The 12180-nt window shown below is 56.6% G+C and carries 12 protein-coding genes; 8 read left to right on the top strand and 4 right to left on the bottom strand.

Features of this window, described 5'->3' with window-relative positions; all coding sequences use genetic code 11:
• Positions 1–59: 59 nt before the first annotated feature.
• Positions 60–1754: a lactate permease LctP family transporter gene (locus ACFZPT_RS21180; RefSeq protein ID WP_034115112.1), complete on the bottom strand. Its 1695-nt coding sequence runs from the start codon at positions 1752–1754 to the stop codon at positions 60–62.
• A gap of 261 nt (positions 1755–2015) precedes the next feature.
• Between ACFZPT_RS21180 and ACFZPT_RS21175 the strand changes: the two genes are divergently transcribed.
• Entirely contained in the window at positions 2016–2783 is a 768-nt protein-coding gene (locus tag ACFZPT_RS21175) for a GntR family transcriptional regulator (RefSeq protein WP_034115111.1), read from the top strand.
• 35 nt (positions 2784–2818) lie between these two features.
• Here ACFZPT_RS21175 and smpB read toward each other — a convergent pair whose 3' ends face one another.
• The gene (smpB, locus tag ACFZPT_RS21170) at positions 2819–3301 is read right to left on the bottom strand and encodes an SsrA-binding protein SmpB (RefSeq protein WP_024077453.1); all 483 of its coding nucleotides are present in this window, start codon (positions 3299–3301) and stop codon (positions 2819–2821) included.
• Positions 3302–3469: 168 nt separating this feature from the next.
• On the opposite strand from smpB, the gene ACFZPT_RS21165 reads away from it, so the two are divergent.
• The gene (locus ACFZPT_RS21165; RefSeq protein WP_034100754.1) at positions 3470–3904 is read left to right on the top strand and encodes a type II toxin-antitoxin system RatA family toxin; all 435 of its coding nucleotides are present in this window, start codon (positions 3470–3472) and stop codon (positions 3902–3904) included.
• Positions 3897–4199: an RnfH family protein gene (locus tag ACFZPT_RS21160; protein ID WP_034115110.1), complete on the top strand. Its 303-nt coding sequence runs from the start codon at positions 3897–3899 to the stop codon at positions 4197–4199. Before ACFZPT_RS21165 ends, ACFZPT_RS21160 begins: the two co-directional genes overlap by 8 nt.
• A gap of 65 nt (positions 4200–4264) precedes the next feature.
• On the opposite strand, the gene ACFZPT_RS21155 is transcribed toward ACFZPT_RS21160, so the two are convergent.
• Entirely contained in the window at positions 4265–4792 is a 528-nt protein-coding gene (locus ACFZPT_RS21155; RefSeq protein ID WP_034115109.1) for an outer membrane protein assembly factor BamE, read from the bottom strand.
• A gap of 98 nt (positions 4793–4890) precedes the next feature.
• On the opposite strand from ACFZPT_RS21155, the gene fur reads away from it, so the two are divergent.
• On the top strand, positions 4891–5295 hold the full coding sequence (fur, locus tag ACFZPT_RS21150) for a ferric iron uptake transcriptional regulator (RefSeq protein WP_010562662.1): 405 nt from the start codon (positions 4891–4893) through the stop codon (positions 5293–5295).
• 82 nt (positions 5296–5377) lie between these two features.
• Here the strand turns inward: fur and recN are convergent, their stop codons facing one another.
• Entirely contained in the window at positions 5378–7051 is a 1674-nt protein-coding gene (gene recN / locus ACFZPT_RS21145; RefSeq protein ID WP_034115108.1) for a DNA repair protein RecN, read from the bottom strand.
• Positions 7052–7213: 162 nt separating this feature from the next.
• On the opposite strand from recN, the gene grpE reads away from it, so the two are divergent.
• The 4 genes from grpE to dapB all read left to right on the top strand — a co-directional run bounded on the left by grpE (position 7214) and on the right by dapB (position 12151).
• A complete protein-coding gene (grpE, locus tag ACFZPT_RS21140) occupies positions 7214–7867 on the top strand; it encodes a nucleotide exchange factor GrpE (protein ID WP_256203856.1) in 654 nt (217 codons plus the stop codon).
• Between the two features lie 102 nt (positions 7868–7969).
• Complete coding sequence (gene dnaK / locus ACFZPT_RS21135; RefSeq protein ID WP_034100742.1) at positions 7970–9892, top strand: molecular chaperone DnaK; 1923 nt, start codon at positions 7970–7972, stop codon at positions 9890–9892.
• Between the two features lie 317 nt (positions 9893–10209).
• On the top strand, positions 10210–11334 hold the full coding sequence (gene dnaJ / locus ACFZPT_RS21130; protein ID WP_034100739.1) for a molecular chaperone DnaJ: 1125 nt from the start codon (positions 10210–10212) through the stop codon (positions 11332–11334).
• A gap of 10 nt (positions 11335–11344) precedes the next feature.
• Positions 11345–12151 (top strand): 4-hydroxy-tetrahydrodipicolinate reductase, encoded by an 807-nt coding sequence (dapB, locus tag ACFZPT_RS21125; protein WP_040265425.1) that lies wholly within the window; start codon positions 11345–11347, stop codon positions 12149–12151.
• Positions 12152–12180 lie beyond the last annotated feature (29 nt).

The raw sequence follows: 12180 nt of genomic DNA, 5'->3' as shown, positions 1-12180 counted from the left end.
AAATAGCGGACGCCGGAATAGTTACCCGGCGTCGGTTCTTACCCTATTACGTGCAGGTCTCAGTGCACCAGCATACCGGTGAACCAATAGGCCTGTGCCAACGTGATCAAGCCCACGATGGTGGCAAAGAACAGGCTGTGCTTGAGGGTGAAGCGGAACAGGTCGGATTCCTTGCCGACTAGGCCGGTAGCGGCGCAGGCCACGGCGATCGACTGTGGCGAGATCATCTTGCCGGTAACGCCACCGCTGGTATTGGCGGCAACCAACAGCGTGTCGTTGACGCCGATCTGGTGGGCAGTGGTGGCTTGCAGCGAGCTGAACAGTGCGTTGGACGAGGTGTCGGAGCCTGTCAGGAAAACCCCCAGCCAGCCGAGGAATGGCGAGAAGAACGGGAAAGCTGCCCCTGTCCCGGCCAATACCAGCGCCATGGTCGACGACATGCCGGAATAGTTGGTGACAAAAGCAAATGCCAGCACCATGCCGATGGACAGGATTGGCCAACGCAGTTCGTAAAACGTTTCTTTTAAAGTGGTCAGACCAGTTTTCGCGTTGATCTTCAGCACCAGCATCGAGATCAGCGCGGAGAAGAAAATCGCCGTACCGGTGGCTGAAATCGGGTCCAGCTTGAACACCGCCGGGATTGCGGTGGGGTTGGTCACGATGGGGGCGACCTTGATCACCAGTTGATCCAGATGTGGAATCGCGAAGTTGAACACCCAGCTGTACATCGAGCCGCCGGCGGCGAACATCGCCTTGAACGGTTTGAGGGTCCAGATCGTCACCAACACCGTGAGAATCAGGAACGGCGACCACGCCTTGAAAATCTGCCCCAGGCTGTACGGCGATGCGACCGTGCTGCGCGGCTGGCCAAAGCCGCCGGCACTTGCAGTCACTACCGTGTTTGAGGTGGCGCCGGCAATTTGCGCGCCAGCGGTGCGCTTGGGTTGCCAGACTTTCAGGAACAGCGTCAGGGCAATCAGGCTGGCCAGCGCCGAAGTGATGTCTGGCAGTTCCGGGCCGATGAAATTGGAGGTGAAGTACTGGGTGATTGCAAAGCTCAAACCCGCAACCAGGGCTGCTGGCCAGGTTTCACGCACGCCGCGCAGACCGTCCATCATGAATACCAGCCAAAACGGTACGAATAGCGACAGCAATGGCAGTTGGCGGCCAGTCATGGCGCCGATCTTGAACGCATCGATGCCCGTCACTTGCCCGGCCACGATGATGGGGATGCCCAGTGCGCCAAATGCGACGGGGGCGGTGTTAGCGATTAAGCATAGGCCAGCGGCATAAAGCGGGTTGAAGCCCAGACCGACCAGCAGCGCGGCGGTGATGGCCACTGGTGCGCCGAAACCCGCTGCTCCCTCCAGAAAGGCGCCAAAGCAGAAGCCGATCAGCAGCACTTGCAGGCGTTGGTCGTCGGTGATCGACAGAACCGAGCTACGGATAATCTCGAATTGGCCGCTCTTGACCGTGAGTTTGTAGAGGAACACGGCCGCCACGATGATCCACGCGATAGGCCACAGACCGTAGGCGAACCCGTAACCGGCAGCGGCGAAAGCCATATCGACCGGCATCTGGAAAGCAAAAATCGCCACCAGGATCGACAGTGCCAGGGTAATGCTGCCGGCCACATGCCCTTTGAGGCGGAACACTGCCAGGGCCAGGAAGAAGAATACGATCGGGATGACTGCGGCGAGAGCGGACAAGCCGAGGCTGCCGAGTGGGCTGTAAAGCTGTTGCCAGGTTTGCATATGGGGTGGCCCCTAATTGTTGTTGGTCAGGCACTTTTTTGTCGATATGGATAATTGGTAATACCAATTTACAATCGATGTGAGCTAGGTTAAAAGCCTTCGTGGGATGTGTCAATTTGCCGCCTGCAAAACTTTGGTCGTAGTGGGATGGCTGAGGGGATCTGAGCGGCAAAATCGAAGGCACTCTGATGGGTGCTGGAACGGCGGCGATAGGCCAGAATAGAGGGCCCGGCGGGTGGTCGGGATGGTGGAGAGTGAGTTATGGCGTTTGATCAGGTGCGGCAGCGCCGTCTGTCTGACGATATTGTTGAGCAGCTTGAAGGAATGATCCTTGAGGGTACGTTGAAATCCGGCGAGCGGTTGCCGGCTGAACGTGCCTTGGCTGAGCAGTTCGGAGTCTCGCGTCCGTCGTTGCGCGAGGCTATCCAGAAGCTGGCGGCCAAAGGTTTGTTAGTCAGTCGTCAGGGGGGCGGCAACTACGTCGTCGACTCTTTGGGTTCGACTTTCAGCGATCCGCTCCTGCATCTACTGGAGAACAATCCAGAAGCCCAGCGTGACTTGCTGGAGTTTCGCCAGACTTTGGAGGCGTCATGCGCGTATTACGCGGCGTTGCGTGCTACCGAAGTCGACCGGGAACGGCTGACTACCGCGTTTGAAGCTTTGCAGGACTGCTACACGCGCGTCGATGAAGTCAGCCGGGCCGAGGAGGGGGCGGCGGATGCTCGGTTTCATCTGGCTATTGCCGAGGCCAGTCATAACGCGGTGCTGCTGCACACGATTCGAGGTTTGTTCGATCTGCTCAAGCGTAACGTGGTGACTAATATCGGTGGCATGTATCAGCAACGTACAGAAACCCGTGACATGCTGATCAATCAGCATCGGGATTTGTACCTAGCGATCATCGAGGGGCGGGCCGAGCAGGCAAGGGAGGTTTCTACACGACACTTGTTGTACGTGCAGGAAGTGTTGGAGGAAGTTCGTCAGGAGGTTCAGCGCGTGGCACGTGCGGAGCGACGCAAAGGGATGTAGCCGCGGGTGCTGGCCGAGGCTACATCGTTACAAGGTTATTCTTCCTTGCCCTTGTTGCGTACCGCGCGATGCAGCTCGCGATTGGAGTCGCGCTCGCGTTCGGTGTCGCGCTTGTCGTATTCCTTCTTGCCCTTGCCCAGTGCGATTTCGCACTTGACCAAGTGCTTGCTCCAGTACCAGGACAGGCAGACGCAGGCATAGCCCTTCTGCTGCACGGCCGCAGCAAGCTTGTCCAGCTCGCGGGCGTTGAGCAGTAGCTTGCGGGTGCGTACCGGGTCGGCAATCACATGAGTACTCGCGGTGGTCAGCGGGGTGATATGACTGCCCAGCAGCCACGCTTCACCATCCTTGAGCAGTACGTAACTGTCGACCAGCTGCAGTTTGCTGGCACGCAGACTCTTTACTTCCCAGCCGGCCAGGACCAGACCAGCCTCGAAACGATGTTCGATGAAGTAATCGTGTCGCGCCTTTTTATTTTGCGCGATGGTCCCTGTGGGGTGTTTCTTTTGTTTAGCCATAGGGGCGGCATTATAGGCAGTTGCGAGCCTGGCGGCTACGGTCAACCTGCGTGCTTGAGCGTGTTGGACGAATCCCGGACAATGCGGGCAGTTCTTTGGTTTTTTTCTCTCGCGGATCGGGCTGTTCCTTCGCGATGTTTGCCGCTCAGCTGTGGAAATAACGCACACATGACGACGCATATTCAACGTTCGGCGCTGCTGCCCTATCCGGCACAGGCGCTCTATGATCTGGTCAACGACGTGGCGCGTTATCCGGAATTCCTGCCCTGGTGCTCAACTGCCGAAGTGCTTGAAAGCAGTGCTGAGCACATGGTCGCCAGCGTGGGCGTGGCCAAGGGGGGGCTTAGTCAGCACTTCGTTACGCGCAATGTATTGGTGCCGGGTAAATCCATCGAAATGAATTTGCAGGAAGGCCCATTCACCCAGTTGCATGGCGTATGGATTTTTAAAGCATTGACGGACAAGGCCTGCAAAATCAGCCTGGATTTGTCGTTTGATTATGCCGGACCCATCGTACGAGCGACGCTTGGGCCGTTATTCAATCAGGCGGCCAATACCTTGGTGGATGCATTCTGTCAGCGGGCTAAGCAGCTGCATGGTTGAAATCGAAGTGGTGCACGCCGCTGTCGATCGTCAGGTCTTGCTTGCCGTGGCCGTGCCCTTGGGCACGAGTGTGCGCAAGGCGGTACAGCTCTCGGGAGTTCTGGAGCAGTTCCCCGGTATTGATCCGGCGACTTGTCCATTAGGGATATTCGGTAAGGCTATTTCTGACGCTGATGTGCGTGTTGTACAAGCGGGCGATCGAGTTGAGATTTACCGTCCCTTGTTGGCTGATCCCAAGGAAGTGCGTAGGTTGCGTGCAGCCAAGGCAGCGCTTGCCAGGCAGCAGAATACTTAGCTCCGCTAATCGGCAGATACGAAAAAGCCCGGCATGCCGGGCTTTTTTTCGTGTGCCGCACAGTTTTATTGTGGGCTGGTGTCCAGCGGCTGAGGTGTCGGGACGGGAACGGTTTCCACGCCGTCGACATCCTTCTGGATTCTGTCCAGCAAGGAACCCGGCTTTGCGGGGACCTCCGACTTCTGCTTTTCGCCTTCTTGCGCGGGAGCCGTCACATTCGTGTCGTTGTCTTTGCCCAATAAGGCTTCATCACGGCTTACGCCGGGCATGAAGTCACCGGACAGGCTGACAAGCTGGTCATTGCCATTAAAAATGACGCTGACGCGCTCCTGCTGGCGTTCACCGCCACCCGGCTGAATGCTGTAGAGATAATCCCAGCGATCGGCATGGAAAGTGTCGGTCAGCAGGGGGTTGCCCATAATAAACCGTACTTGCCGTCGGGTCATTCCGGGGCGTAACTGGTCTATCATGTCCTGCGTGACGACATTGCCCTGCTGGATGTCGATTTTGTAAACCCCGGGGAATGAACAACCGGCGAGTGCGAGCAGTCCCACAAAGGTGAAACTGGTTAGCAAGAGCTTGGTGTTTTGCATCGGTGGGCGACTTCCACTATCTTGGCTGGGACAACGTAAACGCCGATCATACCCGTATTAAGAGAAGCTGCGAAGCAGCATCCGCGAGAAAGCTAACCATGGTTGAAAATAGCGAACTACGCAAAGCCGGTCTCAAAGTGACTCTGCCACGAGTCAAGATTCTACAAATGCTCGATTCTGCCGAGCAGCGCCACATGAGTGCTGAAGATGTTTATAAGGCGCTGATGGAGTCTAATGAGGACGTTGGCCTGGCCACGGTTTACCGTGTGCTGACCCAGTTTGAAGCCGCAGGGCTGGTGGTTCGTCATAATTTCGACGGCGGTCATGCAGTGTTCGAACTGGCTGACGGTGGTCATCACGACCATATGGTGGACCTCGATACCAATGAGGTTATTGAGTTCACCAGCCCGGCAATCGAGAAGCTTCAGCATGAAATCGCTGAAGAACATGGCTTCGATCTGGTTGACCATAATCTTGTGTTGTACATCCGTAAGAAAAAGTAAAAAAACGCTACAGATGTACTTTGCAAACAGCACGAAGGCGACCCTTGGGTCGCCTTCGTGCTGTTTGCAAGAAAATTCCGGTTCATGCCTTGGCGGCTACGACCATCTTCTTCGCATGCGCCAGAGACTCTTTGGTCAGGTCTATCCCACCCAGCATGCGAGCCACTTCTTCCACGCGTTCTGACTTGTTCAATCTGGACACAGCTGTACGTGTTGCATCGCTGCCTCTGACCTTGTGTACAAACAAATGTTGATGCCCTTGCGCCGCGACCTGCGGCAAGTGCGTCACTGTGAGTACCTGGCCTCGCTCTCCCAGGCGGCGCAACAGTTGGCCGACAATTTCCGCCGTTGGCCCGCCGATGCCTACGTCCACCTCGTCGAATACCAGCGTGGGTACTCTGGAGGTCTGTGCGGTAATCACTTGGATAGCCAGGCTGATTCGCGACAGCTCGCCCCCGGAGGCGACTTTTGCCAGCGCTTTGAGAGGTTGCCCCGGGTTGGCGCTGACCAGCAGTTCTACCTGTTCCAGGCCATGGGGCTGCAATTCGTTACTGGTATTGGTGCGCAACTCAATAGTGAAGCGTCCGCCGGGCATGCCCAGGCGCTGAATTTCTTGCTCAACAGCCCCAGCAAGATTTGTGGCTGCGTGCTGGCGTAACTCGCTCAGTTCGCGGGCTTTCTCTTGATAATGCCGAGCATAGGAGGCCAGTTCGTCGCCCAGTCTTTCAATGGATTCATCGTTGGCATTCAGGGTTTCGATTTCATCCAGCAATTTCTGCTGCATCGCCGCCAGTTCAGTGGGCTGGATTCGATGTTTGCGGGCCAGGGTATAAATAGTGTCCAGTCGTTCTTCTATTTCCTGCAGGCGCGCCGGATCGGCATCGAAGTGGTCCAGAAACCTATTCAGCTCGCCGACTGCTTCTTCAACCTGGATCTGCGCACTGGTCAGCAGGGTTGTCGCTTCGCTCAGCGAACCCGAGGCGTTATTCACGCTGGACAGGCGGTTGAGGCTGGCCGTGAGCGCGTTGAGCACATTTCCGGAATCGCTTTCGCTGCATTGCTCCACCACCTGACGGCAGATACCCAGAAGGGTTTCTGCATTGGTGAGGTTCTTGTGTTCCTGTTCAAGCTGCTCCAGCTCCGTTTCGCCAAGACCCAGGCTCTCCAGCTCTTCGAACTGATAGCTGAGTAACTGATGGCGAGCGCGTTGCTCATCGCCGGAATTGGAGAGTCGTTCCAGTTCCAGGCGTGTCTGGCGCCAGCGTTGCGCAGCAAGCTGCACTTGCCTGGATAGATCGGTGGCGCCAGCGTATTCGTCGAGCAAGCGCCGATGTGTGTCGGTTTTAAGCAGAGACTGATGTTCGTGCTGGCTGTGGATATCGATCAGCAATTCACCCAATGCTTTCAGGTCGCCAAGCGGGCAGGGCGTGCCGTTGATATAGCCGCGTGAGCGCCCTTCGGCAGTGATGACCCGTCGCAGGATGCACGGTCCTTCATGGCTAAGGTCGCGCTCAGCCAGCCAGGTTTCAGCTTCTGGAATATCCGCCAAGTCGAAAGTGGCCAGGATATCGGCCTTTTCTGCGCCTGGGCGCACTACGCCGCTGTCGGCGCGATCGCCCAGGGTCAGGCCCAGGGCGTCTAGCATGATCGACTTGCCGGCGCCGGTTTCGCCTGTGATTACGCTCATTCCGCGATCCAGTTCGAGATCCAGATGTTCAACAATGGCGTAGTTATGTACGGACAGGTGCACGAGCATGATGGCCGCTCCCAGGCTTTATGTCTGGTTATTTATACAGTGTTTTGTCAGGAGGTGACAATCCTGATGCTTAGTTCGATTTGCTTGGATCCATACTGTTTTTAGCGCAATCGGGAATTTGCGGGCAGGAATTAATCCTGACCCTCTGCGTGACTTTTGGTCATGCTTGCGCCCTTGAACCTGGAAATTGTGGCCCCATATACCGGAACAGAAGCGCGAGTTGAGTTCGCGCATGATTTTGAAAGGAGAGAATCTATGGCTGACGAACAGACGCAGGATACGCAAACTCCAGACGCCAATTCGGCTGTCGGTGATGAACTGGCAACTCGTGTGCAAGTGCTAGAAGAGCAATTGGCCGCTGCGCAGGATCAGTCTTTGCGTGTTGCCGCTGATCTGCAGAACGTCCGCCGCCGTGCCGAGCAGGATGTAGAAAAAGCGCATAAATTCGCGCTGGAAAAATTCGCTAGCGACCTGCTGCCGATTATCGACAGTCTGGAGCGCGGCCTGGAGCTGTCCAATCCGGATGATGAAAACATCCGTGCGATGCGCGAAGGCATTGAGCTGACCCTGAAGATGTTTCAGGACACGCTCAAACGGTATCAGTTGGAAGCTATCGATCCGCAAGGCGGTGAGCCGTTCAACGCTGAGCATCATCAGGCTATGGCCATGCAAGAAAGCCACGACCTTGAGCCCAACAGCGTGTTGAAGGTGTTCCAGAAAGGATACCTGCTCAACGGTCGCTTGCTGCGCCCGGCAATGGTGGTGGTAAGCAAGGCGCCAGCGCCCGTTGCACCTTCTATTGATGAGCAGGCTTGAAATCCGCCGCAAGGCCCCCATTTATAAGTCAAGCGTTTAAGTGCTACCGCAGTTAGCCAAAACTGCTGCGGCAACAAAATTCAAGTTTCGGGAGAGTAAATCATGGGCAAAATTATCGGTATCGACCTGGGGACCACCAACTCGTGCGTCTCGGTCATGGAAAACGGCAAGGCCAAAGTTATTGAGAACGCCGAAGGCGCGCGTACCACGCCGTCGATTATCGCTTACGCCAATGACGGCGAGATCCTGGTCGGTCAGTCGGCCAAGCGTCAGGCGGTGACTAACCCGCATAACACTCTGTACGCGGTAAAGCGTCTGATCGGTCGTAAGTTCGACGAAGAAGTCGTGCAAAAAGACATCAAGATGGTGCCTTACAAAATCGCCAAGGCTGACAATGGTGACGCCTGGGTTGAAGTGAACGGCAATAAAATGTCCGCCCCGCAGATCTCGGCTGAAGTCTTGAAAAAGATGAAGAAGACTGCCGAAGACTATCTGGGTGAAGCTGTGACCGAGGCGGTGATCACCGTTCCGGCTTACTTCAACGACAGCCAGCGTCAGGCGACCAAAGATGCCGGCCGCATCGCAGGTCTGGACGTAAAACGTATCATCAACGAACCGACCGCTGCTGCTCTGGCTTACGGTATGGACAAGGCCAAAGGCGATCACACCGTGATCGTTTATGACCTGGGTGGCGGTACCTTTGACGTATCGGTGATCGAGATTGCCGAAGTCGATGGCGAGCACCAGTTCGAAGTGCTGGCTACCAACGGTGACACCTTCTTGGGTGGTGAAGACTTTGACATTCGTCTGATCGACTACCTCGTTGACGAATTCAAGAAAGAAAGCGGCATGAACCTTAAAGGTGATCCGCTGGCGATGCAGCGTCTGAAAGAAGCTGCCGAGAAAGCCAAGATCGAGCTGTCGTCGAGCATGTCGACTGACGTTAACCTGCCGTACATCACAGCAGATGCTACCGGTCCTAAGCACTTGAACGTGAAGATTTCTCGCGCCAAGTTGGAGGCACTGGTTGAAGACCTGGTTCAGCGTACCATCGAACCTTGCCGCATTGCATTGAAAGACGCTGGCATCGACGTTGGCTCCATCAACGACGTGATCCTGGTGGGCGGTCAGACTCGTATGCCGCTGGTGCAGCAGAAAGTCACCGAGTTCTTCGGTAAAGAAGCACGTAAAGACGTCAACCCGGACGAAGCGGTTGCCATGGGTGCTGCGATTCAGGGCGCGGTATTGGCCGGTGATGTGAAAGACGTGCTGTTGCTGGACGTCAGCCCGCTGACCCTGGGTATCGAAACCATGGGTGGCGTGATGACCGCGCTGATCGAGAAAAACACCACGATTCCTACCAAGAAATCTCAGGTGTTCTCGACTGCCGATGACAACCAGGGCGCCGTGACTATTCATGTGCTGCAAGGTGAGCGTAAGCAAGCCTCTCAGAACAAGTCTCTGGGCAAGTTCGACCTGGCTGATATTCCACCAGCGCCTCGTGGTGTGCCACAAATCGAAGTGACCTTCGACATCGACGCCAACGGCATTCTGCACGTAGGTGCGAAAGACAAGGCGACCGGCAAAGAGCAGAAGATCACGATCAAGGCCAACTCCGGTCTGTCTGATGAAGAAATTCAGCAGATGATTCGTGATGCTGAAGCCAATGCTGACGCCGATGCCAAGTTTGCTGAGTTGGCTGGTGCTCGTAACCAGGGCGATGCTCTGGTGCACTCGACCCGCAAAATGGTCGTGGATGCTGGCGAAAAAGTAACGGCTGAAGAGAAAGCTGCAATCGAGGCTGCCGTGGTTGCCCTGGAAGCCGCCGTCAAAGGCGATGACAAGGCCGCCATTGAAGCCAAGATTGAAGAGTTGTCGAAAGTCTCTGCGCCAGTGGCTCAGAAGATGTACGCCGAGCAAGCTCAGCCGGCAGACGGTGCTGCACAACAGGCAGAACCAGAAGCCAAGCATGATGACGTTGTCGATGCTGAGTTCGAAGAAGTTAAAGAAGACCAGAAGAAGTAACTTGGTCGCCCGGTTGACCGCTTTCAAGCGGTGACTGGTAGGATGTCGCCGCGCGGGAGCTAGCTCCCGCGTTGGCGTGTCTGGGGTATGCGAATTTTTACAGTGTGCGACAACAGTCGGATGCTGGCGGTGTGATCGGGGATGCTCCTGCTTTCCGAGGGTTTAATGCCGCGTTTTTGGCCGGGCGCCTGGCTGAAAGCAGTGATGACCAGGATCGTTGAATTGACGTGAGTTGGGTCCGGGCCTGTATTGGGGCTCAACGAGTTCGGCAAGGCTCAGGAGGGCCTGGCTGAACGTCCTTAAGAGTGCAAAGACTTATGGCAAAGCGTGACTATTACGAAGTTTTGGGTGTGGAGCGTGGTGCCAGCGAGGCGGAGCTGAAAAAGGCTTACCGTCGTCTGGCGATGAAGCACCACCCGGACCGTAATCCGGATAACAAAGAATCCGAAGAAATGTTCAAAGAGGCCAATGAGGCCTACGAATGCCTATGTGATCCCAATAAGCGTGCAGCCTACGATCAGTATGGCCATGCCGGTGTCGACCCAAGCATGGGGGGCGGCGGCGCCGGTTTTGGTGGGCAGAACTTCTCCGATATTTTCGGCGATGTGTTCAGCGACTTCTTTGGCGGCGGCCGCGGTGGTCAGCGTGGCGGTGCGCAGCGCGGCAGCGACTTGCGCTACACCCTGGAACTGAACCTGGAAGAAGCGGTTCGCGGTACCAGCGTCAATATTCGTGTGCCAACGCTGGTCAACTGCAAGCCGTGCGACGGTTCGGGCGCCAAGAAAGGCTCTTCGCCCATCACCTGCCCTACGTGCGGTGGTATTGGCCAGGTTCGTATGCAACAAGGCTTCTTCTCGGTGCAGCAGACGTGCCCGCGTTGCCATGGACAGGGCAAGATCATCTCCGATCCATGCGATTCCTGTCATGGCGAAGGTCGTGTCGAAGAGTACAAAACCTTGTCGGTGAAAGTGCCGGCGGGTGTGGATACCGGTGATCGCATTCGCCTGTCGGGTGAGGGTGAGGCTGGCACCCAGGGAGGGCCAACGGGTGACTTGTACGTGGTGATCAACGTGCGTGAGCATGCGATCTTCCAGCGCGACGGCAAGCATCTGTTCTGCGAAGTGCCGATCAGTTTTGTCGATGCGGCGCTGGGTGGCGAGTTGGAGATTCCGACGCTGGATGGTCGCGTCAAGCTCAAGATCCCTGAAGGCACGCAAACCGGTAAACAGTTCCGTATTCGCGGCAAAGGCGTTGCGCCGGTACGTGGCGGCGGTGCGGGTGACTTGATGTGCCGTGTGGCGGTGGAAACACCGGTCAATCTGGGGCGTCGTCAGCGTGAGCTGCTCGAAGAGTTCCGTAGCTCGCTGGAAGGCGATGATACCCATTCGCCGAAAACCACTGGTTTCTTCGAAGGCGTGAAGCGCTTCTTCGGCGATCTGTAAGGAATTGAGTATGCGACGTATAGCCGTAATGGGCGCTGCCGGGCGCATGGGCAAGACGCTGGTTGAAGCGGTGCAGTTGCGCTCTCCGGCCTCCGGGCTGACGGCGGCGATCGTTCGCCCGGGCAGCACTTTGATCGGCGCGGATGCCGGTGAGTTGGCCTCATTGGGGCGTATCGGCGTTTCGTTGTCGGGCAGCCTGGAGCAGGTAGCCGATGAGTTCGATGTGTTGATCGATTTCACGCTACCCGAGGTGATGCTCAAGAATCTGGCGTTCTGTCGCAAGGCAGGCAAGGCTATGGTCATTGGCACTACGGGGTTGAGTGCCGAGCAAAAGCAGTTGCTGGTGGAGGCAGGCAATGAGATCCCTATGGTGTTTGCCGCCAACTTCAGTGTCGGTGTGAACCTGTCGCTCAAGCTGTTGGACATGGCGGCGCGAGTGCTGGGTGATGAGGCGGATATCGAGATTATCGAGACCCACCATCGTCACAAAATCGACGCGCCCTCGGGTACTGCGCTGCGTATGGGCGAGGCTATCGCTGATGCGCTGGGTCGTGACTTGTCAAAAGTCGCGGTGTACGGGCGCGAGGGGTATACCGGTGAGCGCGCGCGCGACACCATCGGTTTCGCGACTGTTCGTGGTGGGGACGTCGTTGGTGATCACACCGTGCTATTCGCGGCCGAAGGCGAACGCCTGGAGATCACGCATAAGGCTTCCAGTCGTATGACGTTTGCTAAGGGGGCGGTCCGTGCCGCGCTCTGGCTGGAGGGGCGTGAGCCTGGCCTGTACGACATGCGAGACGTGCTGGATCTGCACTAATCAGTAGCCAAAACGGGGGCTCAGGATTA

It is taken from the genome of Pseudomonas sp. MD330_10 (assembly GCF_042610415.1).
In the GTDB taxonomy this organism is placed as follows: Bacteria; Pseudomonadota; Gammaproteobacteria; order Pseudomonadales; family Pseudomonadaceae; genus Aquipseudomonas; species Aquipseudomonas rhodesiae.
Note: the sequence above shows the minus strand (reverse complement) of the source record. Positions and strands in the feature narration are given on the sequence as shown.